Here is a 24,287-nt window from a genome sequence, read left to right as displayed (position 1 = left end):
TCTGGCTGCGCCGGCGCCGGGAGCGGCGGCGGGCCTAGCCCTTCCCCTTCGGCAGCACCAGGCTGAACCGGCTGCCGGGGTCCAGGGGTTCGTAGCGGGCATCGCCGCCGTGGTCCTGGGCGATGCGGCGGACGATGGCCAGGCCGAGGCCCGTGCCCTTCCGCTTGGTGGAGAAGTAGGGCTCGAAGAGCCGCTCCCGGTCGGCTTCCGGCACGCCGGGGCCGTCGTCGGCGACGTCGAAGCGCAGGCGGTCCCCCTCGGCCTGGAGGCTGAGGTCGATGGCCCCGGGCCGGCCCTCCAGGGCCGCCAGGGCGTTGTCCACGAGGTTGATGAGGGCCCGCTTCACCATGTCGCCGTCCCAGAGGGCGCTGAGGGCCTCCTCCGGCACCTCCAGGCGCCAGCGGATGTCGGGATGATTCGGCTCGTAGAGCGCGGCCACCTGGCGCAGCAGCTCGGCGGGGTCGCAGGGAGCGAACTGGGGCACGGGCAGGCGGGCGAAGCGGCTGAAGCTGTCCACCAGGCGCGAGAGGCTGGCCACCTCGGCCAGGATCGTCTCGGCGCCCTCCTGCACGGAGGCCGCATCCAGGCGGCCGTCCCGGCCCCGCCGCAGCAGGCGCTGGGCCGTGAGCTGGATGGGCGTGAGCGGGTTCTTCACCTCGTGGGCCATGCGCCGGGCCACCTCCTGCCAGGCCGCGCGCTTCTCCGCCTGGGCCAGCAGGGAGAGGTCCTCCAGCACCGCCAGCACGCCGCCGCCCTGCAGGGGTTCCAGCACCGCCCGCACGGGACGGCCCTCGCCCTCGCCGCCCAGGCGCAGCTCCTCCTGGACGCCCCGGCGGGTCTCCCGCACCCGGGCCACCAGCTCCGGCAGCCGGCCCAGGCGGGGCAGCTGCATCACGCTGGCCCAGGTGGACTCGGCGGGGTCGAAGCCCTCCAGGCCCAGCCAGCTCAGGGCCGCGGCATTGAAGGTGCGCAGCTCCCCGTCCGCCCGCCAGCTCATGACGCCCACGGGCAGCGCCGCCAGCAGCTGGTCCTGGTAGGCGCGCTGCTGCTCCAGGCGGCCGGCCTGGGCCTCGATGGCGGCCCGGTTGGTCTTCAGGTCGCGGGTCATGGCGTTGAAGGTGCGGGCCAGGAAGGCCAGCTCGTCCTCGCCCAGCTCCGGCAGCTGCACGTCCAGGTCCCCCGCCCCCACCCGCTGGGCGGCCTTGGCCAGGGCCCGGATGGGTTCCGACAGCGACCGGGCCAGGGCCAGCCCCGACCACACGGCGAAGAAGAGGGTGAGCAGCGTCAGGAACAGGAAGGTGCTCTGGGGCAGGGTCTGCAGGGGATCCCGGGCGGCGCGGATCTGCTGGCTCTCCCGGAACCGGTGCTCCAGGGCCAGGAGGCGCTCCTGCACCTCCCGGGGGATGAACACCCCGGCGATCCAGAGGCCGTCGCCGCGGGGCACCGCCTGGAGGAGCCAGGCGCCCTCCCGCGTGGGCTGGGTGGTGGTGCCCGAGAACACCGCCAGCTCCGGGGGCGGCGGGCCGGGCAGCAGGTCGAGGGACCGCACGGTCCCCCCGCCGCCGGGCCCCAGGTAGGCCACCAGGTCCAGGCCCGCCGCGGCGCGGATCAGGGCCGGGTCGTCCGAGGGCGAGGCCAGCAGGCGCTCGGTGCCGAAATCCAGGCGGGCCCGGCTGGCGGCGCGGAGGTCGTCGGCGGCCTTCTTCCCCTCGCGGATCACCTGCTCCGTCTCGGGGCTGAACCAGCGCTCCACGTTCTTGTTGATGAAGTTCCGGCCCACGAGGAAGAGGATCAGGCTGGGCACGATGCCCACCACGAAGAGGGTGAGCACCAGGCGCGTGCGGAGGCGCGCCCCCAGGATGCCGCTGCGACGCTCGAAGTAGAGCTTCGCCACGCTGCGCGCCACGATGAAGAACAGGGTCCCGATGGCCAGGGCGTTGGCCACCCCCACAGCCATGAGCGCCCAGCGGGAGGGGGCGTCCAGGCCGGCGTCCGCGATGCGCCCGCTCAGCGCCTTGTAGCCCAGGATGATGATCACGATCAGGGCGCCGAGGCCCACCGCCACGTAGAGGCGCGTCAGCTCGGGGTGCCGCCGGGATCGGGAGGGGGCCATGCCCAGCAGGCTATCCTGGATCCTCGACGAGGGGCAGACGCGGATGACGGTGGGGATGGCGGAGGCGGAACGGCAGGCCTTCCTGGCGGGCTTCCTGCCGGCCCCGGAGGCGGCGGCCGTGTGGGACACGGTGGCGACCGCGGCCGGGCCCTACCCGCGCCTCGCCGCCGAGCTCTGGACCGCCCGCCAGCGGCAGGCCGCCAACCTCCACGAAGTGTCGTACCGCGCCTGCTACAAGCCCCAGCTCCCCCGCCACTTCATCGCGCGCCTCACGGACCCCGGCGACCGGGTCTACGATCCCTTCAGCGGCCGGGGCACCACCGCCGTGGAGGCCGCCCTCCTGGGCCGCCGCGTGGCCGCCAACGACGTGAATCCCCTCTCGCGCATCCTGGCGGCCCCCCGGCTGGCGCCGCCCGATCCCCTGGCCGTGGCCGCGCGCCTGGACCAGATCCCCCGCCGGGGCGCCGACGACGGCCTGGACCTCGCCATGTTCTTCCACCCGGACACCGTGGCCGAGATCCGCGGCCTCCGCGACTGGTGCCTGGACCGCGAGGCCCGGGGCACCCTCGACGACGTGGACGCCTGGATCCGCATGGTGGCCACCAACCGCCTCACGGGCCACAGCCCCGGCTTCTTCTCGGTCTACACCCTGCCGCCCAACCAGGCCGTCACCGCCGAGAAGCAGCGGCAGCTCAACGCGCGGCGGAACCAGGCCCCGGCCTACCGCGACACGCGGGCCCTCATCCTGAAGAAGACGCGGCAGCTCCTCGGGGGCCTGGACCAGGCCCAGCGCCGCAACCTGGCCGCCTCCGACCCGCAGCTCCTCACCGGCGACGCCCGGGCCACGCCGGAGCTGGCGGACGGCACCGTGCAGCTCACCGTCACCTCCCCGCCCTTTCTCGACGTCGTCGACTACGCCGGCGACAACTGGCTGCGCTGCTGGTTCAACGGGCTGGACGCCGAGGCCATCGGCCGGGGCCTCAGCACGCCCCGCACCGTGGCGGCCTGGTCCGGGGCCATGGCCGAGGTCTTCGCCGAGCTGTTCCGCGTCACCCGCCCCGGCGGCTTCGTGGCCTTCGAGGTGGGCGAGGTGCGCGGCGGGAAGCTGCGGCTCGATGAGGTGGTGCTGCCCCTGGGCCTGGCCGCGGGCTTCCGGGCCCACGGCGTGCTGGTGAACGCCCAGGCCTTCACCAAGACCGCCCACATCTGGGGCGTGGCCAACAACGGCAAGGGCACCAACAGCAACCGCGTGGTGCTCTTCCAGAAGGGCTGACATGGACGCCGGAACGCCCGATCCCTACGGCCGGATCCACTACCGCGGCCTCATCGCCTGGCCCGCGCGGCTGGCGCGCGAGGCGCCCCTGCTCCGCCGCGTGCTGGGGGATGCGCCCCTGGACCTGCTGGACCTGGGCTGCGGCACCGGCGAGCACACCCGCTTCCTCCAGGCCCTCGGCCACCGGGTGACGGGCGTGGACGCCTCGCCCTCCCAGCTCGCCGCCGCCCGAGAGGCCCTGCCCGCCGCCCCCGACCTGCCCCCGGCCCGCTTCGTGGAAGGCGACCTCGCGGCCCTGGCGGAGCTGGTGGATCCCGGCTTCGGGGGCGCGATCTGCGTGGGCAACACCCTGCCCCACCTCGCCACGGAGGCGGCGCTGGACCGCTTCCTGGCGGGCCTGGCGTCGCGCCTGGCCCCCGGCGCCCCCGTGCTGCTGCAGCTCCTGAACTACGACCGCATCCTCGACCGCAACGAGCGCACCTTCCCCGTGAACGTCCGGCCCGGGGAGGACGGCGAGACGGTCTTCCTCCGCCTCATGACGCCCCAGGCCGACGGCACTGTGATCTTCACCCCCGCCACCCTGCGCTACCGCCCCGGCGCCGAGCCGCCCCTGGAGCTGGTCGCGGCCCGGGAGGTGGTCCTCCGCGGCTGGCGCCGGGCGGAACTCGAAGCCGCCCTGGCCCGCACGGGTTTCACCGCGAACGACATCCTCGGCGGCATGACGGGCGAGCCCTGGAGCCCCACCGCCCAGGACCTGGTCCTCATCGCCTCCAACACCTGAAACACGAACCGCGAATGACGCGAATGGGCGCGAATTGAAAACAACCTCGTTTCATTCGCGTGCCTTCGCGCCATTCGCGGTTCCAGCTTTTCCGCTCAGAACCGGTAGCCGACGCCCACGCCGTAGAGCATGGGATCCACCTTCACGGTGGTCACCTTGGTGCCGCCGGCCTTCACGTCGCTGCGGAGCTGCACGTACTTCACGTCGAGGTTGATGAAGCACTGCTTCGCCACCTTGAAGTCCACGCCCGCCTGGGCGGCGGGGCCGACGCTGGACTTGTCCAGGTCCAGGGCCCCGCCCGCCAGCTTCACGTCGGAGATGAGCGTCAGGTTCAGGCCCAGGCCCACGTAGGGATCCACGGTCTGACCGGGGAGGAAGTGCCACTGGGCCGTGAGGGTGGGCGGCAGCTCCTTGAAGGTGCCGATCTTCGTGCCGGCCAGGGTCACGTCATGTTCCTGGGGGACGGTCAGCACCAGCTCGGCCGCCAGGTTCTTCGTGAAGAAGTAGCTGATGTCCACCTCGGGGATGGTCTTCGAGCTGACGTGGATGGCGTCGGCCGGGATGCCGGGGGCCGCGTCGGACTTGTCGGCGGGCTGGAGGGCGACGGCGCGGAGGCGCACCATCCAGGGGCCCTCCTGGGCGTGGAGCGGGGCAGAGCCCAGCAGCCCGGCGGCCAGGGCCACCGGCAGGACGTAGGTCTTCATGGGAATTCTCCTTGGAAGGCCCGGGGGCGGATCCCCCGGGGAGGGATGTCGTGGATTCAGAGACCTGAACGACGAACCGCGAATGACACGACGTCACACGAATGGAAAGGCAGACCTCGATTCGCGCCCCTTCGCGCCATTCGCGGTTCCAGCTTTTTCAGTACGCGGGCCCCTTGCGGATGCTCTCCGCCGTGAGCGTGTCGCGGAAGGTCAGGTACACCCACACCTGGTAGCCGATGACGATGGGCAGGAAGCAGAGCACCACGCCCAGCATGATCTTCAGGGTGAGCGGGCTGGAGGCGGCGTTGAAGGCCGTCACCGAGGCCGCGGGGTCCAGGCTGGAGGGCAGCAGGTCCGGGAAGAGGCCCGCCACGCCGAAGAGCACGGCGCCCAGGATGAGGGCCGAGGAGGCGAACCAGGCCTTCCACCAGGCGCCCTTCGCCGCGAAGACCCGCGTCAGCAGCAGGCCCGCCACCGCCAGCAGCGGCAGCACGAGGAGGACGGGCTTCGCCAGCACGTGCTGCCAGAGCCGCGTGCTGAACCAGGTCATCGCCAGGAAGGCCACGGCCACGACGGCCTCCACCCACCAGAGCGAGGTCGCGAAATACCCTGCCCGGGCCTGCAGGTCGCCCTCGGTGCGGGTGGCCAGCCACAGGGCGCCGTGGACCGCGAAGATCACCACGAAGAGCACGCCGCCCAGCAGGCCGTAGGGGTTCAGCAGGGTGAGCAGGTTGCCGTGGAAGAGGCCCGCGGCGTCCAGGGGCAGGCCCTGGAAGATGTTGGCGAAGGCCACGCCCAGCAGCAGGGCGGGCAGGAAGGAGCCCGCCACCAGGCAGGTGTCCCAGGTGGCGCGCCAGGGGGCGCTGTCCACCTTGTTTCGGAACTCGAAGGCCACGCCCCGCAGGATGAGCGCGAAGAGCAGCAGCATCAGCGGCGTGTAGAGGCCGGAGAACATGATGGCGTAGGCCCTCGGGAAGGCCGCGAAGGTCACGCCGCCCGCCGTGATGAGCCACACCTCGTTGCCGTCCCAGAAGGGGCCCATGGCGTTCACGAGGATGCGCTTCTCTGTCTCGTCCTTCGCGAGGAAGGGGAACAGCGTGCCCAGCCCCAGGTCGAAGCCGTCGAGCATGAAGTAGACGGCCCAGGCCACGCCCCAGATCACGAACCAGATGGTCTCGAACATCGTCGCCTCCTACTTCGCCGCCGCGGGCGCGGCCTCGGGGCCCTTGCGGGCGAAGGTGAACAGCAGGTAGAAGTCCACGGCGCCCAGCAGCGCGTAGACCAGGAAGAAGGCCACCAGGGACGTGCCCACCTGCCCGGTGGAGAGGGGCGACACCGCGTCGGAGGTCTTCATCAGGCCGTAGACGATCCAGGGCTGGCGGCCCAGCTCCGCGATGGTCCAGCCCAGCTCGTTGGCCAGGTAGGGCAGCGGGATCAGCCAGGGCAGCACCTTCAGGAACCGGGACTGCTCGGTGATGGTGTGGCGCTTGAGGAAGGCCCAGAGGCCCACGGCCAGGAAGAGGAAGGCCAGGCCCACCATGGCCCGGAAGCTCAGGAAGACCGGCAGCACCGGCGGGCGCTCGGCGGCCGGGTAGTCCTTCAGTCCCTTCACCTCGCCGTTCGTGGAGTAGGTGGCCAGCAGGCTGAGGCCGCTGGGCACGGAAAGGCCCTGCACGGCGTTTCGCTCGTGGGCGGCGTCGGGCCAGGCGATGAGGTTCATGGGCACGTTCCGGCCCGTCTCCCAGTGGGCCTCCATGGCCGCCAGCTTGGTGGGCTGGGCCTGGCTGAGGATCTCGGCGTTCATGTGGCCCTGGGCGATCTCGAAGAGCGCGAACACCAGGGTCCACACCGCGGCCACGCGGAAGGACTTCCGGAAGAACGCCGTCTCCTGCTTCCGGACCAGGTGCCAGGCGGAGATGCCCAGCACGAAGAAGCCCGCCGTCAGGTAGGCGCCGCCCAGGGTGTGGATGAACTCCAGGATGGCGAACTTCTGGGTGATGACGGCCACGAAATCCGCCAGCTCGGCGCGGCCGTGGCGCATGACGAAGCCCGTGGGGTGCTGCATCCAGGCGTTGGCCACGAGGATCCAGAACGCCGAGACGTTCGACGCGATGGCCACCAGCCAGATGGTGGTGGCGTGGGCCTTCTTCGAGAGCTTCTCCCAGCCGAAGAACCACACCGCGATGAAGGTGGACTCCAGGAAGAAGGCCGCCGTGGCCTCGATGGCCAGCAGCGAGCCGAAGATGTCGCCCACGTAGGCCGAGTAGCGGGACCAGTTCGTGCCGAACTGGAACTCCAGCGTGAGGCCCGTGACGATGCCCACGGCGAAGTTGATGAGGAAGAGCTTCCCCCAGAACTTCGTCATGCGCTTGTAATCCTCGTCGCCGGAGCGCACGTACATCGTCTCCATGATGGCGACGAGCATGGAGAGCCCCAGCGTCAGGGGCACGAACAGGAAGTGGAAGTAGGTGGCGACTGCGAATTGCAGGCGCGACAGGGCCAGGACATCCAAGGTGTCCTCCTTTCAGGGGTGGGTGTCGGGGGGTACGGCTAGGCGACTGGACAGGTGCTTGCCGTCTTGCGGACGGCGGCGTGGCGGGACAGGTGGGCGGCGAGGTGCCGCTCCGAATCGCGGGCCAGGGCGTCGAAGCGCACCCCGGCCAGGTGGGCCTCCAGGACGCGGGTGGCCGCGGCCCAGGCGTCCTGGACGGGGCAGGCGCCCGTGAAGGGGCAGGTGTGCCGGCCGTCCAGGCACTGGTTCAGGACCACGGGCCCTTCGACGGCGGCGATGACGTCCAGCAGGGAGATGGCGGCGGCGGCGCGGCCCAGGCGGATGCCCCCGCCCGTGCCCCGGGAGGTGCGCAGGATGCCCGCCTTCGCGAGGGGCCCCACGAGGCGGCGCACCAGGGCCACCGGCAGCAGGCGCAGGGCGGAGATCTCGGCGATGGACACCTGGGTGCCCTCCGGCAGCGCCGCCAGGTGCAGCACCAGCCGCGCCGCATAATCCGTCTGCCGTGAGATGCCGATCATGGAGCCCCGCAAGATGACCTGGCCAGTAACATTACCGATCCAGTCACCTTGGTCAACACCCCAAGGTCACCTATTTAAAGGAGTGTTGTATCCTTTTGTTTAATATTTTTGAAATCAATTTTTGAACGCATTGATTTTTTTGGAAATCACATGCGTTTTCAGGGCTCCCGCTGGAACAGGGCCGCGTCCTCGCCGTCGGGGTAGTAGCCCGGGCGGCGGCCGCAGGGTTCCCAGCCGCAGGCGCGGTAGAGCCGGATGGCGGCGGCGTTGGAGACGCGCACCTCCAGGAAGAGGTGGACGAGGCCCTCCTCCGCCAGGTCGCGCTGGCAGGCCTCCAGCAGCAGGCGGCCCAGGCCCCGGCCCCGGTGGGCGGGATCCACGGCGATGCGCAGCAGCTCGGCCTCGCCGGCGGCGGGCACGCGGCTCCAGCGGGCGAAGGCCACCCCGGGCACCACCCACAGGGCCTCGTGGGCGGCGGGATCCTTCCAGGCGGCGCCGAAGGCCGTGCGGTCCAGCCGCGCCACCCAGTCCGGCAGGGGCTCGCCGGGGGCCAGGCGCTGCACCGCGTCGCTCATCGCGCCACGCCCTTGCGCAGGGTCTCCGGCAGGTGGGCGGCGGCGTGGGGGAAGTTCAGCTCCGCGTCCGTCTCGCGCAGGTAGAAGGGCGTGAGGGGGTTCTCCGGCGGGCCCTGGGCCACGCGCCGGGCCACGGCCACCAGGCCCGCCAGCATGGCCGCGCCCTCGTCGGCCAACGTGATCCGTCCCGCGGGCAGCACCGCCGCCACGGCGGGCGCGAAGGCCTCCGGGGCCCACCAGGGCTCGCCCGTCACGCGGTCCGCCAGGGTGGCCAGGGGGTGCTTGGCGGCAGGCTCGGTGGCCTCGGCCTCCCAGCGCTGGTGGAAGGCCTCGCCCCGCTGGCCGTCCAGGAGGATCCACAGGGGCCCCGCCACGCCCGCCTGGCGCAGGGCCTCGGCCCGGAAGGCGAAGGCGGAGAAGCCCCAGGTGGGCAGGCCCGTGAGGCCCAGGCCCTCGGCCGTGGCCACGCCGATGCGCAGGCTCGTGAACCCGCCCGGCCCCACGCAGGCGGCCACGCCCGTGAGGTCCGCGGGCTTGCCGCCCGCCTCCGCCAGCAGGGCGTCCAGGGCGGGGATCAGCCGCTCGCTGTGCCCCCGGCCCGGGCCCGAGGTCACCCGCCGCGTCCAGGCCCGCGCCCCCTGGATCAGGGCGAGGTGGAGGATCTCAGTCGTCGTGTCGAGGGCGAGCAGCATGGGATCAGTGTAAGGGGCAGTGGGCAGTGGGCAGTTGGCAGTTGGCGGTTGGCCGCGGCGGGTCGGAACGCGAAGCGGCGGCCCGCAGGCCGCCGCTTCGGGGTGCTGCCTGGGACCTAGACCGCCTTCAGGACCTTGCCGGCCTGGATGCAGGAGGTGCAGACGCGCATGCGCTTGGGGGTGCCGCCCACGAGGGCGCGCACGCGCTGGATGTTCGGATTCCAGCGGCGCTTGGTGACGTTGTTGGAGTGGGAGACGTTGTTCCCGAACTGGGGCTTCTTGCCGCAGACTTCGCATTGACGGGACATGGGAACCTCACGGGCCAAAGGGCGGAACAGCCAAGAGAACCAGTCTAGCGGCCCATCCCCGGAACGCAAGGGGAAAGGGCGGTGCGGCCCCTCCCGCCCTTGCGTCCCGCGGCCCCTCCGGCCCAGGATGGGGACCACCTTCCCGGCACCGCATGGATCTCCGCCCCTGGGCCCTCGCCTTCACGCTGCTGGACTGGCCCGAGCGCCAGAAGGCCGCCCTCTGGGCCGAGCTGCAGGCGGACCGGGTGCCCCCGCTGCCCCCGGCCGCCGCCGACGCCCTGGCCGCCCTCCTGGCCGACCTGCCCCGGCGCCAGGCCGAGGCCGCCGAACGCGGCGCCCGGCTGCTGCTGCCGGGTGATCCCGGCGTGGACGCCCTCCTGGCGTCCCTGCCCTACCCCGTGGCCCTGTGGGTGCGGGGCACCCTGCCGCCCCCGGGTCCCCGCGTGGCCGTGGTGGGCAGCCGCCAGGCCAGCGCCCGGGGGAAGGCCCGCGCCCGGGCCTGGGCGCAGGCGCTCACGGCGGCGGGCGTGGCCGTGGTGTCGGGCCTGGCCCGGGGCATCGACGGCGCGGCCCACGAAGGGGCCCTCCAGGCCGGCGCCACCTGGGGCGTGCTGGGCTCGGGGCTGGACCACCCCTACCCGCCTGAGCACCGGCCGCTCATGGATCGCCTCGTCGCGGCCGGCGGCGGGGTGCTCACCCCCTTCCCGCCCGAGGCGCCGCCCCGGAAGTGGCACTTCCCCCGCCGCAACTGGCTCCTGGCGGCCTGGACCGAGGGCGTCCTGGTGGTGGAGGGGGCCCTGGCCTCCGGCTCCCTGGTCACCGCCCGCCTGGCCCTCGACCTGGGGAAGGAGCTCTGGGTGTGCCCGGGGTCACCGGAGGATCCCTCCGCCGAGGGGCCCAACGCCCTCCTGCGGGAAGGCGCGGCGCGGCTCTGCCGCTCCCCGGAGGACCTCCTGGAGGACCTCGGTGCGCTCCGGGTCACTTGACAAACCGCCGGCCATCGGTTCCATGCTTAGGGGCCGTTCAGGGCAGACAGCGTTTTTTCTGGCGCCCTGTGACGGCGCCTTCCGGCGCCCCCGGTTTGAGATGGAAAAGGTGTTCTGGATAGGCGGCTTAGCCCCCATAGGAGTCGTACCGTGACCAAGCTCGTGATCGTCGAAAGCCCCTCGAAGGCGAAGACCATCACCAAGTACCTCGGCAAGGGGTACAAGGTCATGGCCTCCGTGGGCCACATCCGGGACCTGCCCAAGAAGCTGGGCGTGGACATCGAGAACGGGTTCCAGGAGGAGTACGAGATCAGCCCGGCCAAGGAGAAGGTGGTCAAGGAGCTGCGGGCCGCCGCGAAGACCGCCGACGAGCTGGTGCTCGCCACCGACCCCGACCGCGAGGGGGAGGCCATCAGCTGGCACCTGCTGGAGGCCATCAAGCCCCCCAAGAGCCTCCCCGTGAGCCGGGTCCTCTTCAACGAGATCACCCCCGCGGGCATCGCCAAGGCCATGGCCGCCCCCACCGACATCAACAAGAAGCTGGTGGACGCCCAGCGGGCCCGCCGCGTGCTGGACCGCCTGGTGGGCTACAAGGTGAGCCAGGTGCTCTGGGACAAGGTGCGCCGCGGCCTCAGCGCCGGGCGCGTCCAGAGCGTGGCCGTGCGCATCATCGTGGACCGCGAGCGGGAGATCCAGGCCCACGTCCCCGTCGAATACTGGGTGGTGAAGGGCAGGTTCGCCGCCAAGCTGCCCCCCAGCTTCTGGATGAAGCTGGTGAAGCTCGGGGGCGAGGCCCTCCAGCTCGGCAACAAGGAGACGAAGCGCCGGGTGGCGGACGCCGCCCAGGCCAAGGATCTGAAAGCCAAGCTGGAGAAGGCCGCCTACACGGTGACCGGGCTCGAAACGAAGGAGAAGAAGCGGAACCCCGCCGCCCCCTTCACCACCGCCAAGCTGCAGCAGGAATCGGCCCAGAAGCTGAAGATGAGCGTGAGCCGCACCATGCAGAACGCCCAGCGCCTCTACGAGGGCGTGGACTTCGGCCAGGGGCCCGTGGGCCTCATCACCTACATGCGCACCGACTCGCCCCGCATGGCCCCCGAGGCCATCGACGCCACCCGCGAGTTCATCGCCAAGAAGTACGGGAAGGAGTACCTGCCCGCCAAGGCCCGCGTCTACACGGGCAAGGCCGGGGCCCAGGACGCCCACGAGGCCATCCGCCCCACGGACATCACCCGCACCCCCGAGAGCCTGCGGGGCCACCTGGAGCCCGACCAGTTCCGCCTCTACGCCCTCATCTGGCGGCGGACGATGGCCAGCCAGATGGAGGCCGCCCGCTTCGACGAGACCGTGGTGCAGACGGAAGCCGAGCTGGGGAAGAAGGAGACGGCCTTATTTGAAGCCAAGGGCGAGATCGAGCGCTTCCCCGGCTGGCTGGCGGTGTACCGGGCCGACGCCACCGAGGCGGACGCCGAGGCCATCGCCGATGCCGCCAAGGGCGACGAGGACGACGAGGGCGAGGAGGGCCTGCTGCCGGCCCTGAAGCTGGGCGAGCCCCTGAAGCTGGAGCAGCTCGACACCGACCAGCAGTTCACCAAGCCCCCCGCGCGGTTCAACGAGGCCACCCTGGTGAAGGAGCTGGAGGAGGACGGCATCGGCCGCCCCTCCACCTACGCCAGCATCATCGCCACCATCCAGGACCGGGACTACGTGAAGAAGCACGAGGGCCGCTTCAAGCCCACCGACCTGGGCATGACGGTCACCGACCTGCTGCTGCAGGGCTTCCACGACCTGCTGGACCCCAAGTACACCTCGGGCATGGAGGGCAACCTCGACCGCATCGAGGAGGGCAAGCTCACCTTCAAGAAGGCCATGACCGACTTCTACGGCCCCTTCGAGCAGGCCCTGAAGGCCGCCGGGCAGGACATGCAGAACCTCAAGGCCGGCGTGCCCACGGGGGAGAAGTGCCCCAAGTGCGGCGACCGGAAGCGCAAGCCCGGCATGCTGCTCAAGCGCATCGGCCGCAACGGCCTCTTCGTGGGCTGCACCAACTACGGCGCCGAGGCCGAGAAGGACCAGTGTGACTACACCGCCGACCTGGAGAAGATGGAGGAGCCGGAGGACGCGCCGGAGTGCCCGCTCTGCGGCACCACGCCCATGAACCTGCGCAAGGGCCAGTGGGGCCCCTTCTGGGCCTGCCCCAACTACCCCAAGTGCAAGGGCATCGTGAAGGCCGATCCCAAGGGCATCCCCGTGCCCCCGGACGAGCCCACGGGCGAGAAGTGCCCCAACTGCGGCAAGGGCTTCGTGAAGCGGCACGGCCGCTACGGCGAGTTCGTCTGCTGCGTGGACTACCCCACCTGCAAGACGGTGAAGAAGGAGATCCTCGCCGTCCCCTGCCCCAAGTGCGGCGGCGGCCTCAGCCCCCGCAAGACCCGCTTCGGCAAGGTCTTCTACGGCTGCGTGAACTACCCCAAGTGCGACTTCACCGCCTGGGACAAGCCCGTCCCCGTCACCTGCCCCGCGTGCAAGAACCCCACCATGGGCGAAAAGACCCGCAAGCCCCGCGGCAAGGATCCCATCCAGGTGCTCCTCTGCCCCAAGTGCGGGCATGAAGAGCCGATGGGATAAAAGCAGATACCACGACAAGCTTTCAAATCAATTGCCATATTCTCAAATAAGCGATTACAATCGAGGAAATATGAGCGAAAATCGATTTGAACAACATGCAGAGAAATTATCTCGAGATGAATTACTTGAATACTATAAAGATATAGACGATGGCACAATACTAAAAAAACTCACGGGTAGAGGTGCGAAATTGTTGAGCGCGCCCCGCGGGGCGGGCAAAAGCATGTTGTTTAAAAAAACATATTACAAATGTCTTGATTCCATTGATCACCCATTACCCGTCTACACAAATTATTCACAATATTTTAGAGTCGAGGATGCTGGTCACAACCGCCCAACAGCGTTAATAACCTTTCGCCGTTGGGTTCTAAGCAAAATAATTTTATCAAGCATCAACTCTACAGATTATCTTAACATTGCTGCTTTATCCATTTTAGAACAATTTGAAATCAATCCTACCCAATTAACGAGATTCGTCGAGTCACTCGAAGGTGGGACATTTGACGAAACCGAAATTGAATTAAGCCCGGACAAGACCTGTGAAATCTTGTTAGCTATCGCAAAAATGGCAAATAGAAAGCGCGTAATTCTGCTTTTGGACGATGCAGCTCATGCATTTACACCCGAATTTCAGCGAGAATTTTTCGATGTTTTTCGCGGATTAAACAAATTCCTTGTAAGTCCAAAAGCCGCTGTATATCCCGGTGTCACATCTTATGGCGCTAGATTTAATGTCGGACATGATGCCGAGATCATACCAGTAGGGCTTGAACCAGAAAACCAATCCTATCTTGAGCATATGATAGGACTCCTCGAAAAACGAGTTCTACCCGAAGAATTACAATTATTAAAAAAACAGGATGGCCTAATTGAACTACTCGCCTTTGCTGCTTCCGGGATTCCGAGGGCATTCATTTTAATGTGCAGTTACTATATCGACGCAGAAACCAGAAATCCGACTAAAGGCGCATCTCAAAATGGGTGGGAAGCGATCAACGAATGGAATCAATACATTGAAACGCTTTATGAGTCCATTTCTATTAAAGTGCCAAGATTTAAAAACTATATTCAATGCGGCAGTGAACTTTATAGATACTTTTTAGAAGCAATAAAAACATATAACTACAAAAACAATAAACACAGTATATATCTTGCAGTCGAAGAAAAAAATAGCGCTAGATATGACATGCTGATTCAATTCATGGAATATGCTGGGATTCTATTTAGAAGGAAGCAGATTTCTCAGGGTGAAAGCGGCCTATTTAATAGATACTTAATCCATCTGGGTCTCCAAATTCAGCATAAAACTTTGATTAAAAGCAGAGGTAGATCATATCGTCAACTTGTTGAATTTATACAACGCCCCGATAATGTAAATCATCGCATAAGTTACCTATCACTGCTCTCTGGAAAACTTGATGAACGATGCTCTTTAGAACTACCCCCCTGCCCCGTTTGCCGAACACCCAGACTAAATGGGGAAGCAAAATATTGTATGACTTGTGGATCAAGATTATCAGATACGAGCATATATTCAGAAATCATCAAACAACCAATCAATGTATTAAAAATAACTCAAAACAAAAAAGAAGCTCTATTAAGGTCTGGATATTTCAATACACTTGCGGACCTATTACCCGAAAATGCTATTGAACAATTATATAGAATTGATGGAATTGGGCGCCACTGGGCTAATGAGATCTGGCAACAAGCTCAAGAATTAACTCTGGCCTAATCATATGCCCATTCATGATCTATTCTCACCTAATACTGTTCTTCCCGAGGCCAGGGTAGAAACTACAGACTACTTTACGATTACCCCAATCCTTTACCCCTCCAGCCCAATTGATTCATACATTTCACAATCAAATGACATTATCAAATTAGCTACACCAGCCCAATTAAAAACTCACCCAAACCTTGGTGGATTAGTAATCCTTGGAATAGTATCTTTCGTAGAAAAATATGTGAGGACCATACTTAGCTCTCTCGTGGCGATTAACCAAAATTGCAGAAATAGATGCTATGATATGCAAATTCGCTTTGGTTCAATTGATTGGTATAAACATGAACAAATGGGCCTAGCACTTATAGACCGGGATCCGCTCTCTGGAAGCAAAGAAATAAAAGCAAAAATATTAAACATCATTGGCCTTGATATAAATAAAAATGAATCAGTGAAAGCTTCTCTTCAAGATTATGAAAACTTATGCGAAATTCGGCATTGTATCGTTCATGCAGCTGGGCACATAGGGGCTAACAATGCGCAAAAACTAAATTTACCTGAACCCTACAACTCATCTGTTGTCTCGGTGAATTTTGGAACAATACAGACATCAATCGCTTCCATGGAAAATTTAATTAGGTCACTCAATTTATTGATATGTGACCATGTTATTACTACCAATTTTATCCATGAAACCAATCCTATTTTTAGTAAAGATTGGTCTATTATTAATGAGGAGTTTAGTCGCACAGCTAGATTATTTTGGTGCGAATCCGATTTTGGCCCACTGGATGATATAAAAATTAAAACAACTTTCGATAACCTTCAATTGCGTTTCTTGTAAGATCAAATGTTTTATGCAGCTATGCAATTCGTAACCATAATCTCACCCCTCTTCTTCCACATAATTCCCTGCCCTACTCCTCGGACCGAACCCCGCCGTGAGCCGTTCGCTTAGGCTCCCCAGGCGTTCTGCAGGGTCGGGGTCAAGGAATTGTTGAAGCGGAGGACTTTGGAGGAGTTGAGGAAAACGGAGCAAGACAGGGCTTTATGTCCGCTTTTCTCCGCCCCACACCGCTGCCCCGCCTGCCTCCGCAGATACATGTCAGAGCGGCCCGGAATCAATCCAGAGAAAAGAAACAAAGCTGATCACCGATCAACACTGATAATAGCGGATAAACACCGATAAAAATAATGCAGGCCGTGAGGCGATTTGCCTTAATCAGTGTTCATCATGCCTTTTCGGTGTTCATCGGTGTTCCCGCCTTTTGCTTTTTTGGCCTCACCCCTCGAACCTCACCCCCGTGAGCTGCTCGCTCAGGGCCCACAGTCGCTCGGCGATCTGGGGGTCGATGGCGTGGGGGCGCACGCCGACGGTGCCGGGGGCCCCTAGCGGCAGGACGGGGGCCACGTCGCCGTCCTGGCAGTAGACGCCGCCCCGGCCCGCGAGCTGGGGGTGCGCCGCACACCACACGGAGGTGGCGGCGCCCTGCTCCACGGTCTTGAAGTCGCCGCCCTCGGCCACGGAGCGGCCCGGGGGCACAGTGCCGGGGCCGTCCGCCGCCGTGAGGCCGAAGGCCTGCCGGTCCTCCTCGGTCATGTGCTGGCCCAGGTCCGTGAGGATCACGCCGGGGTGCACGGCGAAGGCGCGCACGCCGTGGGGCTCGCCGCGCCGGTCCAGGGCCACGGCGAAGAGGACGTTGGCGCTCTTGGCCTGGCCGTAGGCCTGCCAGCGGTCGTAGGGGCGCCGCTCGAAGTTCGGATCGTCCAGGTCCACCCCCGCCCGCTGGTGGCCGCGCGAGGACAGGGCCACCACCCGGGCGCCCCCCGCCCGTCCGGCCTTGAGGAGCGCGGGCCAGAGCCGCGCCGTGAGCTGGAAGTGCCCCAGGTGGTTTGCCGCGAACTGCTGCTCGTAGCCCCGGGCGTCCCGGGCCAGGGGCGTGGCCATGATCCCGGCATTGGCGATGAGCATGGGCAGCGGCCGCCCCGAGGCCAGGAAGCCCTTCGCGAAGGCATCGATGGAGGCCGGATCCAGCAGGTCCAGGGGGGCCACCTCCACCCGGGGCAGCCCCGCCAGGGCCCCCTGGGCCTTGGCCAGGTTCCGGGCCGGCACCACCACCGTGGCCCCCGCCTCCACCAGGGCCCGGGTGGTCGCCAGCCCCAGCCCCGCCGAGCCCCCCGTCACCACCGCCACCCGCCCCCCGAGGTCGATCCCCCGCAGCACCTCCCGGGCCGTGGTCGCGGGTCCGAACCCGGAAGGCAGGGGCGTCTGGGGGCTGGGCATGGGGGCTCCTCCAAGAAACGCTTCGAGGGTACCTGGGATGCCGCCCGGCACCGGAACGCGCCAGGACCTGCGCCCTGGAATCCCATCGGGGAACAGATGAAAAACGGAACACCGATGAACACCGATCAAAGCTGATCAACACAGATAAGAACAAGGCAGGCCTTTACGCGGTTCTGTCTTGATCGGTGTTCATCATGCCTTTTCGGTGTGCATCGGTGTTCCCGCCTTTCTCCGTTTTCCGCCGCTCCCGCTAGGATGGTGCCACCCCTCCGGAGGCCAGCCATGCGGAACACCGGGATCATCCTGTCGCTGCTGGGGATCGCCCTGGGGGCGCTGGCGGTGGTGTTCTCGGTGGGCTACCAGCCGGCGCAGGGGTTCCTGGGGAGCCTGCCGGCCATGGAGGTGGTGCTGAAGCCGGGGACGCCGGTGACGCGGGCGGACGAGCCCCTCATGGCCGGCACGGCCTTCTACCACTGGGAGGACGCCGAGGGGAAATCCCAGACCAGCGCCCGCCCGCCCCTGCCCAGCACGGAGGTGCGGAAGTTCCGCGTCACCACCCAGAGCGGCAACCGCTGGAGCGACCGCCCCGGCCGCGTCCGCACGGAGCTCCAGGACCGCAAGGCCGTGCCCCTGCGCACCGTCCTCGCCGCCGCCCTCGTCCTCACCTTCCTGGGCCTGGGCATGGCCCTGCTGGGGCGGCGCCGGTAGCCGAGCCGCGGCCTACTGCAGGACGTTCTTCTTGAAGGTGGCGACGATCTGCCCGGCCACGGCGGGATAGACCTCGTCCATGCGGTGGTTGGTGGGGCCGACGCCCTCCACCTGGACCGACTCCACGCTCTCCCCGGTGGGATCCAGGATGGCGAACTCGACGACGAAGGTGCCGGTGCGCTTCTCGGCCCGGACCACCGTGACGCTCAGGTGGAAGGGGCTGTCGGGACGGACGACCTCCTTCAGCGACAGCTCCAGGGCGACGGCGAAGACCGCGACCCGCTCCGGGGCCTTCCAGCCGATCCGGCCGTCCCAGGACACGCCCTGCTCGGGCCGGAAGTCCGAGGGGAAGGCGAGGGCCAGCTGGGCGGCGTCCTTCCGGGGGACGGGGGCCTTGACCGTGTCGAAGGACGGCGCGGCGGACAGGAGGGAGCCGCCGAGGGCCAGCACGGCGAGGCGCGTACACAGGGGCCTGGTCATGGGCGGTGCCTCCCTTGACACGTTGCAAGCAGGGTTGAGGGGCTGCGGAACCGGGATGGGGGGGGAAGGTCGGATTCCCTTCCCCCGCCTATCGGCAGATCCACCGCGGGCGTGAGCGATTCCCGCCCTTTCCGCCGTCCTTTCGCACCCGCGGCCGGCGCCCCGCGCCGCGCCCGCACGCCCCCTGGATTTCCCCGGCCCGCGCCGGCCCCTGCGGCGGGTCTTCCCTCACGAGAGGCCCGCCGGCGCCGCGTAGTCGGCCCGCACCAGCTGCACGCCCCAGCCCGCCAGGGTGCCGGCCAGGTCGAGGCCCAGCTGCTGGTGGTGCGCCCGCACCGCCAGGCCCGCGGCGTCGAGGGCCTCCTGGCTGTCCCAGGCGGCGAGGGTGACCAGGTTGTAGGCGCCCTCGCCCCGCCGCTTCTCCAGCACCACGTGGCCCTGGAAGCCGGGCAGGGTGCGGAGGAAGGCCAGGTTCTCCGCCATCCGTTCCAGGAAGGGGGCCCGGGCGGCCTCGGGGAGGAGGAAGGCGTCGAGGCGGACAGCCTGGGCGGGCGTGCGGCCGGGATCGAGGGTGAAGGCGGTCATGGGGGTCTCCTTGGGGCGGGCGGATCGCGCCGCTCCCCGATGGTTGTCGTGACGGCCTCCCGGAACTTGTATGAATTCAGGAACTCCGCCCCGCTAGCATGTCCCCCATGCAGGTCCACACCTTCGCCCCGGGCGAGGCCCTCGCCCCCTTCGTCCGCGCCTTCCAGGTCCTCGAGGCGGACGCGGAGACCCTGCGGATGCTGCCCCCGGAACCGGGACTGGTGCTGGGCTTCCGCTACGCGGGGGCCTCCCGGCTGGTGGAGGGCGCCGCCCGGATCGCCGTGCCCGACCACGTGGTGACGGGCCTGCGGGCCACGGCCCGGCACATGCTCACGGACCGGGGCAGCGGCCTCGTGGTGGCCAGGTTCCGCGCCGGGGGCGCCGGGGCCTTCCTGGAGCTTCCCCTGCACCGGCTCTTCGGGGCGACCGTGGCCCTGGAGGACCTGCTGGATCCCGGCGAAGTCGCGGCGGCGGCCGCCCGCATCCGCGCCGCTGCCAACCCCCGGGCGCGGGTGGAGGCGCTGGAGGCCTTCCTTTGCCAGCGGCTGGCGCGCCGGGACTGGCGGGGGGACGCCCTCGTGGGCGCGGCCCTGCGGGCCCTCCGCGCCGACCCGGGCGGGACGCGGGTGGGCCCCCTGGCCCGCGGGCTCGGCGTGAGCGTGGACGGCCTGGAGAAGCGCTTCCGCCGCAGCGTCGGCGCCTCCCCCAAGCAGCTGGCCGCCATCCTCCGCCTGCGCGGGGTGCTCCGCGCCCACGGACCCGGGGCCTCCCTCACCCGCCTGGCCCTCGATGCCGGCTACTACGACCAGGCCCAGTTCACCCGGGCCTTCACCGCCGCCGTGGGCGCCCCGCCCCGGGCCTTCCTCCAGGGCTCCGAGTTCTGCCTGTGAGCCCAGGACGGGGCGGAAGGGCGGCCCACGACCGCCCTTCCCCGCCGCCTACTTCCCGGGCTTGGGGGTCCAGAAGGCGGGATCGCTGGCGACGGTGTCGGGGCCGGGGTAGCTCAGCTTCGGATTGAAGGCGTAGAGCTGGTTCTCCACCCCGGCGACGGTGTCGGTGAAGACCTTCTGCATGGCCTTCTGGCCCTCCTCGCCCAGGGCTTCCATGAAGGCCTTGTCGGCGGTGTCGAAGGCGTCCATCTCGCCCAGGTTCTTCAGGGGGCGGAGCACGATGTAGGTGGGCGACCAGGCGCCGGCGGCCACCTCGTAGAAGGCGAAGGAGGCGGGGTAGTGGCTCTTCCCGTAGGCGGCCAGGGCCGTCTTCACCCCCGCCTCGAAGGCCTTGCCCTGCCCCTGCTTGAGGCGGAAGGTGCGCACCCGCATGTAGCGCATCTTCCCGATCTCCACCGGCGGGCCGTAGCCCAGGTCCGGCCGCAGGGTCCCCAGGACGCTGCGGGTGCTGCTGAGCTGCTCGCCATCCTGCTGGGCGACCTTCTCCACCTCCAGCTTCAGGGCCGGATCCCGGTCCAGCTCGCCCTGCTTGGCCTCCCAGTCCGCGTAGGACCCGTAGCCCATGATGAACAGGGCCTCGGAGGGCCCGGTGAGGGCGCTCATGCCCAGGTAGTGGTCCGTGGCCTTGCCCCGGGCGAGGGCGCGGGACCAGGCGGATTCGGTGGCCTCGTGGGCGGCGCCGCGCCCGGGCTTCACCGCCTCGTGGACGAACAGCATGAGCGGGGGCGGCGGCATGGGCCCGCCCTGGGCCAGCAGGGCCGGGGCCACCAGGAAGGCCAGGCGGGAGACGAGGGAGCGGAGCGTGGTGTGCGTCATGGAAGCCCACCTCCAGAGGGCGGCCCCGAGGGTAGCCCGGGCGGGTTGTGGGAGACCAGTTAATTTTATGTTGGAACAAGCTGTATAACCCGTATTAATCCAAATAGAAACCATCCCATCCCTATTAAAAAATGACATGGATCCAGGACCAGACGGGGCCCGGGGCCAGCCGGATAAACCTGTTACCACAGGCTTGACGGGACGCAAAAGGCGTCGTGAAATTAGGTCTCATCCTCTTTTTTTGAAAGCCTCCCATGCACAAAGACAGGCGTTCTCTGGCTGCGGCCCTGGCGGTCGTTCTGGCCCTGCCCCTGGCGGGCTGCTTCGGCGGAAAGCACGACGAAGGCCACAGTTCGACGGGGTCCTTCCAGGTGCAGGTGACGCCCGCGGGCCTGGTCATCCCGGCCGGGGGCGGCGGCTTCGTGACGGTGACGGCGCCCCGGCCCCTGCCCCACTTCCTGGACTACCAGGGGCCCCTGACCCTCACGCTGGACGGCGCCCCGGCGGGCGTCACGGGAAGCGGCAGCATCGCCGCGGACCATTCCTCGGGGACCCTGGCGCTCCAGGTGGACGCCTCCGTGGCCCCCCGGACGATCCAGGGCCTGCGGGTGGTCGCCCGCGGCGGAAGCGCGGTCGCCGAGGTGACCTTCGCCCTCACCGTCGCCCCGCCCCTGCCCCCCGGCCAGATCCGGGCCGACCTGGTGCAGGCCAGCGGGCGGGCCCAGACGGGCGGGACCCTGGCCAACACCCCGGTGATCCAGGAACCCGTCGCGGCCCGGTCCGCCACGGACGCGGCCCAGGTCGTGGCCGTGCGCCACGGCTTCGACCCCACCGCCGCCTCCCACTGAGCCCCCCCGTCCCCAGCCCCTCCCCGACGAGCCGCCCATGTCCCTTCGAGCCACGTTCGTGACCCTGGCGCTGGTCGCGCTGACCCCGGGCCTCCACGCCCAGGGGGCCGCCGCCGTCGCCCCGCCCAGCCCCGCCGTGGCCACCCAGGGCCGCCTCACGGAGGCCGGCCTGCCGGTCACCGGCACCCGCAGCTTCACCTTCTCCATCCTCGACGCCCAGGCCAACGAACTGTGGAACTCCGGCCCCCAGGACGTCTCCGTGGACAACGGCCTCTACGCCGTGGAGCTGGGCGGCACGGGCATGCCCGCCATCCCGGCCTCCCTCCTGGGCACCCCCAACCTCAGGCTCCACCTGGTGATCAACGGCGTGGCCCTCACGCCCGACACCGACCTGGTGCCCGCCCTCCAGGCCCGCAGCGCCTTCGAGTTCTCCGGCCCCCTGGCCGGCGACGTGGGCGGCACGCAGAACGCCACCGTGGTGCTGCGCCTCAATGGCGTGCCCCTGGACACCACCACCGCCCCCGCCGCGGGCCAGTCCCTGGTCTACAACGGCTCCGCCTGGTCGCCCGCCACCGTGGCCGGCGCGCCCGGCCCTGCCGGTCCGCAGGGGCCCATCGGTCCCACCGGCGCGACCGGGGCCACGGGNCCCTCCAGGCCCGCAGCGCCTTCGAGTTCTCCGGCCCCCTGGCCGGCGACGTGGGCGGCACGCAGAACGCCACCGTGGTGCTGCGCCTCAATGGCGTGCCCCTGGACACCACCACCGCCCCCGCCGCGGGCCAGTCCCTGGTCTACAACGGCTCCGCCTGGGCCCCCGCCACCGTGGCCGGCGCGCCCGGTCCCCAGGGGCCGCAGGGGCCCATCGGTCCCACCGGCGCGACCGGGGCCACGGGACCCCAGGGCCCCATCGGCCTGCCCGGCATCGCCGGTCCCCAGGGTCCCGTGGGCGCCACGGGCCCCCAGGGCCTGACGGGCCCCGGCGGCCGGACCCTCCTCAACGGCACCGGGGCCCCCGCGGCGGCCCTGGGCGCGGACGGGGACTTCTACCTCGACACCGCCGCCAGCGTCCTCTACGGGCCCAAGGGCGCCCTCACCGCCGGCGCCTGGCCCGCCACGGGCACCAGCCTCGTCGGCCCTGCCGGGGCCACCGGTCCCCAGGGCGCCACCGGCGCGACCGGAGCCACTGGACCCCAGGGCGCCACCGGCCCCCAGGGCATCCAGGGCCTCCAGGGCGTGGCCGGCCCGCAGGGTCCCGTCGGCCCCACCGGAGCCACGGGACCGCAGGGGGCCACCGGCCCCCAGGGCCCGGCCGGGGTCGGGCTCAACCTGTTCGGCGACGGCTCGGCCGGCCCCCTGACCATCGGCCTGGGGTCCACCGTGGACTGGAGTTCCGCCCCTCCTGCCGGCGGGGTCTCCTTCACGAGCCTCACCGTGTCGGGCACGCTCATCGTGCCGAGCGGCCTGATCATCCGCGCCACGGGCGCCGTCAACATCAGCGGCACGCTCGTGGTCCTGGCGAACGCCGGCTCCCCCGTGGCCAGCCAGGCCCCGACGGTGAGCAACACGAACAGCACCGGCGGCATCGGCGGCGTGGCCGTCAATGCCCTGCTCGCGCGGCAGATGGCCGTGCCCCCCCTGCTCTTCGGCGGGGCCCCCGGCGCCGGGAACAACGGCCTGCCGAACCAGGGCGTGGCCGGCGGGACGCTGACCCTCTTCGCGGGGGACACCCTCACCGTCAGCGGCGTGGTGAAGGCCGACGGCACGGCCGGCTACACCGATGTCGACGCCACCAAGAACGTGGGCGGCGGCGGCTCGGGAGGGTTCCTGACCCTCGCCGCCAGGAACGGCATCACGATCCAGGGAACGGGCCTGGTGACCGCCCGGGGCGGCCAGGGCGGCGCGGGCAACGCCACGCTCAGCGACCGGCCGGGCGGCGGCGGGGGAGGCGGCGTCATCCACCTCATCGCGCCGACCCTGACGGGGGCCACCCTCGGCACCACCGTGCTCGTCAATGGCGGCCCCGCGGGCGCGGGCGGGGTGAGCGGCGGCTACTCAGGCGGCGGCGGCGCCTGCGGCGGCAACGGCGGGGACTCGGGCAGCGCAGGCAACACCGGCCTGTTCTTCCAGACCCTGGCCGACCCTTCGACGCTGACCTACTGAACCCGCCGCGCCATCCCCATCTCCTGCGAGGCTCCATGCCCTTCCGCCGCCCCCTCCTGACCCTGGCCCTGCTCGGACTGGCCGCCGGCCTCCACGCCCAGGCCGTCGCCCCGCCCAGCCCCGCCGTGGCCACCCAGGGCCGCCTCACGGAGGCCGGCCTGCCCGTCACCGGCACCCGCAGCTTCACCTTCTCCATCCTCGACGCCCAGGGCAGCGAGCTGTGGAACTCCGGGCCCCAGGACGTCTCCGTGGTCAACGGGCTCTACGCCGTGGAGCTGGGCGGCACCGGCATGCCCGCCATCCCGGCCTCCCTCCTGGGCACCCCCAACCTCAGGCTCCACCTGGTGATCAACGGCGTGCCCCTCACGCCCGACACCGACCTGGTGCCCGCCCTCCAGGCCCGCAGCGCCTTCGAGTTCTCCGGCCCCCTGGCCGGCGACGTGGGCGGCACCCAGAACGCCACCGTGGTGCTCCGCCTCAATGGCGTGCCCCTGGACACCACCACCGCCCCCGCCGCGGGCCAGTCCCTGGTCTACAACGGCTCCGCCTGGTCGCCCGCCACCGTGGCCGGCGCGCCCGGCCCTGCCGGTCCGCAGGGGCCCATCGGTCCCACCGGCGCGACCGGGGCCACGGGACCCCAGGG

At 68.5% G+C, this 24,287-nt stretch carries 22 protein-coding genes and 1 pseudogene; 11 read left to right on the top strand and 12 right to left on the bottom strand.

What is annotated here, in order from left to right:
- Positions 1–34: 34 nt before the first annotated feature.
- The gene (locus tag QSJ33_RS12460) at positions 35–2,113 is read right to left on the bottom strand and encodes a sensor histidine kinase (protein WP_285726631.1); all 2,079 of its coding nucleotides are present in this window, start codon (positions 2,111–2,113) and stop codon (positions 35–37) included.
- Between QSJ33_RS12460 and QSJ33_RS12455 the strand changes: the two genes are divergently transcribed.
- The gene (locus tag QSJ33_RS12455; RefSeq protein WP_285726629.1) at positions 2,112–3,386 is read left to right on the top strand and encodes a DNA methyltransferase; all 1,275 of its coding nucleotides are present in this window, start codon (positions 2,112–2,114) and stop codon (positions 3,384–3,386) included. The genes QSJ33_RS12460 and QSJ33_RS12455 overlap by 2 nt on opposite strands.
- 1 nt (position 3,387) lies before the next feature.
- Complete coding sequence (locus QSJ33_RS12450; RefSeq protein WP_285726627.1) at positions 3,388–4,167, top strand: class I SAM-dependent methyltransferase; 780 nt, start codon at positions 3,388–3,390, stop codon at positions 4,165–4,167.
- Positions 4,168–4,262: 95 nt separating this feature from the next.
- On the opposite strand, the gene QSJ33_RS12445 is transcribed toward QSJ33_RS12450, so the two are convergent.
- The 7 genes from QSJ33_RS12445 to rpmB form a co-directional block, all read right to left on the bottom strand.
- Positions 4,263–4,871: an OmpW/AlkL family protein gene (locus QSJ33_RS12445; protein WP_285726625.1), complete on the bottom strand. Its 609-nt coding sequence runs from the start codon at positions 4,869–4,871 to the stop codon at positions 4,263–4,265.
- 157 nt (positions 4,872–5,028) lie between these two features.
- Complete coding sequence (cydB, locus tag QSJ33_RS12440; protein WP_285726623.1) at positions 5,029–6,054, bottom strand: cytochrome d ubiquinol oxidase subunit II; 1,026 nt, start codon at positions 6,052–6,054, stop codon at positions 5,029–5,031.
- Positions 6,055–6,063: 9 nt separating this feature from the next.
- The gene (locus QSJ33_RS12435; RefSeq protein ID WP_285726621.1) at positions 6,064–7,383 is read right to left on the bottom strand and encodes a cytochrome ubiquinol oxidase subunit I; all 1,320 of its coding nucleotides are present in this window, start codon (positions 7,381–7,383) and stop codon (positions 6,064–6,066) included.
- Positions 7,384–7,421: 38 nt separating this feature from the next.
- Positions 7,422–7,901 (bottom strand): RrF2 family transcriptional regulator, encoded by a 480-nt coding sequence (locus tag QSJ33_RS12430; RefSeq protein WP_285726619.1) that lies wholly within the window; start codon positions 7,899–7,901, stop codon positions 7,422–7,424.
- A 158-nt stretch (positions 7,902–8,059) separates the two neighbouring features.
- Positions 8,060–8,476 (bottom strand): GNAT family N-acetyltransferase, encoded by a 417-nt coding sequence (locus QSJ33_RS12425; protein WP_285726617.1) that lies wholly within the window; start codon positions 8,474–8,476, stop codon positions 8,060–8,062.
- Positions 8,473–9,168 carry a tRNA (adenosine(37)-N6)-threonylcarbamoyltransferase complex dimerization subunit type 1 TsaB gene (gene tsaB / locus QSJ33_RS12420; RefSeq protein WP_285726615.1) on the bottom strand — a complete coding sequence of 232 codons (696 nt, stop codon included), beginning with the start codon at positions 9,166–9,168 and terminating at the stop codon, positions 8,473–8,475. The genes QSJ33_RS12425 and tsaB overlap by 4 nt, the downstream gene beginning before the upstream one ends.
- Before the next feature lie 116 nt (positions 9,169–9,284).
- On the bottom strand, positions 9,285–9,476 hold the full coding sequence (rpmB, locus tag QSJ33_RS12415) for a 50S ribosomal protein L28 (protein WP_285726613.1): 192 nt from the start codon (positions 9,474–9,476) through the stop codon (positions 9,285–9,287).
- Positions 9,477–9,628: 152 nt separating this feature from the next.
- Here rpmB and QSJ33_RS12410 point away from each other — a divergent pair, with 152 nt between their 5' ends.
- From QSJ33_RS12410 to QSJ33_RS12395, 4 genes are all read left to right on the top strand, one after another.
- On the top strand, positions 9,629–10,462 hold the full coding sequence (locus tag QSJ33_RS12410) for a DNA-processing protein DprA (protein WP_285726611.1): 834 nt from the start codon (positions 9,629–9,631) through the stop codon (positions 10,460–10,462).
- 150 nt (positions 10,463–10,612) lie between these two features.
- On the top strand, positions 10,613–13,090 hold the full coding sequence (topA, locus tag QSJ33_RS12405; RefSeq protein WP_285726609.1) for a type I DNA topoisomerase: 2,478 nt from the start codon (positions 10,613–10,615) through the stop codon (positions 13,088–13,090).
- Between the two features lie 70 nt (positions 13,091–13,160).
- The gene (locus QSJ33_RS12400) at positions 13,161–14,825 is read left to right on the top strand and encodes a hypothetical protein (protein WP_285726608.1); all 1,665 of its coding nucleotides are present in this window, start codon (positions 13,161–13,163) and stop codon (positions 14,823–14,825) included.
- Between the two features lie 4 nt (positions 14,826–14,829).
- Positions 14,830–15,660: a hypothetical protein gene (locus QSJ33_RS12395; RefSeq protein WP_285726605.1), complete on the top strand. Its 831-nt coding sequence runs from the start codon at positions 14,830–14,832 to the stop codon at positions 15,658–15,660.
- A 438-nt stretch (positions 15,661–16,098) separates the two neighbouring features.
- Here the strand turns inward: QSJ33_RS12395 and QSJ33_RS12390 are convergent, their stop codons facing one another.
- The gene (locus tag QSJ33_RS12390; protein WP_285726603.1) at positions 16,099–17,100 is read right to left on the bottom strand and encodes an oxidoreductase; all 1,002 of its coding nucleotides are present in this window, start codon (positions 17,098–17,100) and stop codon (positions 16,099–16,101) included.
- Between the two features lie 282 nt (positions 17,101–17,382).
- Between QSJ33_RS12390 and QSJ33_RS12385 the strand changes: the two genes are divergently transcribed.
- Entirely contained in the window at positions 17,383–17,808 is a 426-nt protein-coding gene (locus QSJ33_RS12385; RefSeq protein ID WP_285726601.1) for a hypothetical protein, read from the top strand.
- A gap of 12 nt (positions 17,809–17,820) precedes the next feature.
- Here QSJ33_RS12385 and QSJ33_RS12380 read toward each other — a convergent pair whose 3' ends face one another.
- Positions 17,821–18,288, bottom strand: coding sequence for a hypothetical protein (locus tag QSJ33_RS12380; protein WP_285726599.1), 468 nt, complete (start codon positions 18,286–18,288; stop codon positions 17,821–17,823).
- A gap of 228 nt (positions 18,289–18,516) precedes the next feature.
- Positions 18,517–18,873: an antibiotic biosynthesis monooxygenase family protein gene (locus tag QSJ33_RS12375; RefSeq protein WP_285726597.1), complete on the bottom strand. Its 357-nt coding sequence runs from the start codon at positions 18,871–18,873 to the stop codon at positions 18,517–18,519.
- Between the two features lie 98 nt (positions 18,874–18,971).
- Here QSJ33_RS12375 and QSJ33_RS12370 point away from each other — a divergent pair, with 98 nt between their 5' ends.
- Positions 18,972–19,763, top strand: a complete 792-nt coding sequence (locus QSJ33_RS12370; protein ID WP_285726595.1) for an AraC family transcriptional regulator — start codon at positions 18,972–18,974, stop codon at positions 19,761–19,763.
- Between the two features lie 48 nt (positions 19,764–19,811).
- On the opposite strand, the gene QSJ33_RS12365 is transcribed toward QSJ33_RS12370, so the two are convergent.
- Entirely contained in the window at positions 19,812–20,639 is an 828-nt protein-coding gene (locus QSJ33_RS12365; protein WP_285726592.1) for a hypothetical protein, read from the bottom strand.
- A 254-nt stretch (positions 20,640–20,893) separates the two neighbouring features.
- Between QSJ33_RS12365 and QSJ33_RS12360 the strand changes: the two genes are divergently transcribed.
- From QSJ33_RS12360 to QSJ33_RS12350, 3 genes and pseudogenes are all read left to right on the top strand, one after another.
- The gene (locus tag QSJ33_RS12360; RefSeq protein ID WP_285726591.1) at positions 20,894–21,487 is read left to right on the top strand and encodes a hypothetical protein; all 594 of its coding nucleotides are present in this window, start codon (positions 20,894–20,896) and stop codon (positions 21,485–21,487) included.
- A 696-nt stretch (positions 21,488–22,183) separates the two neighbouring features.
- A complete protein-coding gene (locus tag QSJ33_RS12355; RefSeq protein ID WP_285726589.1) occupies positions 22,184–23,644 on the top strand; it encodes a collagen-like domain-containing protein in 1,461 nt (486 codons plus the stop codon).
- A 35-nt stretch (positions 23,645–23,679) separates the two neighbouring features.
- Positions 23,680–24,287 (top strand): annotated as a pseudogene (locus QSJ33_RS12350) (hypothetical protein); the annotation flags it as partial.

The sequence above is a fragment of the Geothrix rubra genome (assembly GCF_030268065.1).
Taxonomy (GTDB): Bacteria; Acidobacteriota; Holophagae; order Holophagales; family Holophagaceae; genus Geothrix; species Geothrix rubra.
Note: the sequence above shows the minus strand (reverse complement) of the source record. Positions and strands in the feature narration are given on the sequence as shown.

Bases quoted from the DNA above. Each gene is read 5' to 3' on its own strand.
- QSJ33_RS12360 (WP_285726591.1), top strand. From the start codon at position 20,894: ATGCACAAAGACAGGCGTTCTCTGGCTGCGGCCCTGGCGGTCGTTCTG.
- QSJ33_RS12450 (WP_285726627.1), top strand. From the start codon at position 3,388: ATGGACGCCGGAACGCCCGATCCCTACGGCCGGATCCACTACCGCGGC.
- cydB (WP_285726623.1), bottom strand. From the start codon at position 6,054: ATGTTCGAGACCATCTGGTTCGTGATCTGGGGCGTGGCCTGGGCCGTC.
- QSJ33_RS12370 (WP_285726595.1), top strand. From the start codon at position 18,972: ATGTCCCCCATGCAGGTCCACACCTTCGCCCCGGGCGAGGCCCTCGCC.
- QSJ33_RS12455 (WP_285726629.1), top strand. From the start codon at position 2,112: ATGCCCAGCAGGCTATCCTGGATCCTCGACGAGGGGCAGACGCGGATG.
- QSJ33_RS12375 (WP_285726597.1), bottom strand. From the start codon at position 18,873: ATGACCGCCTTCACCCTCGATCCCGGCCGCACGCCCGCCCAGGCTGTC.
- QSJ33_RS12390 (WP_285726603.1), bottom strand. From the start codon at position 17,100: ATGCCCAGCCCCCAGACGCCCCTGCCTTCCGGGTTCGGACCCGCGACC.
- QSJ33_RS12395 (WP_285726605.1), top strand. From the start codon at position 14,830: ATGCCCATTCATGATCTATTCTCACCTAATACTGTTCTTCCCGAGGCC.
- QSJ33_RS12460 (WP_285726631.1), bottom strand. From the start codon at position 2,113: ATGGCCCCCTCCCGATCCCGGCGGCACCCCGAGCTGACGCGCCTCTAC.
- QSJ33_RS12400 (WP_285726608.1), top strand. From the start codon at position 13,161: ATGAGCGAAAATCGATTTGAACAACATGCAGAGAAATTATCTCGAGAT.
- rpmB (WP_285726613.1), bottom strand. From the start codon at position 9,476: ATGTCCCGTCAATGCGAAGTCTGCGGCAAGAAGCCCCAGTTCGGGAAC.
- QSJ33_RS12410 (WP_285726611.1), top strand. From the start codon at position 9,629: ATGGATCTCCGCCCCTGGGCCCTCGCCTTCACGCTGCTGGACTGGCCC.
- tsaB (WP_285726615.1), bottom strand. From the start codon at position 9,168: ATGCTGCTCGCCCTCGACACGACGACTGAGATCCTCCACCTCGCCCTG.
- QSJ33_RS12445 (WP_285726625.1), bottom strand. From the start codon at position 4,871: ATGAAGACCTACGTCCTGCCGGTGGCCCTGGCCGCCGGGCTGCTGGGC.
- QSJ33_RS12365 (WP_285726592.1), bottom strand. From the start codon at position 20,639: ATGACGCACACCACGCTCCGCTCCCTCGTCTCCCGCCTGGCCTTCCTG.
- QSJ33_RS12385 (WP_285726601.1), top strand. From the start codon at position 17,383: ATGCGGAACACCGGGATCATCCTGTCGCTGCTGGGGATCGCCCTGGGG.
- QSJ33_RS12430 (WP_285726619.1), bottom strand. From the start codon at position 7,901: ATGATCGGCATCTCACGGCAGACGGATTATGCGGCGCGGCTGGTGCTG.
- QSJ33_RS12425 (WP_285726617.1), bottom strand. From the start codon at position 8,476: ATGAGCGACGCGGTGCAGCGCCTGGCCCCCGGCGAGCCCCTGCCGGAC.
- QSJ33_RS12380 (WP_285726599.1), bottom strand. From the start codon at position 18,288: ATGACCAGGCCCCTGTGTACGCGCCTCGCCGTGCTGGCCCTCGGCGGC.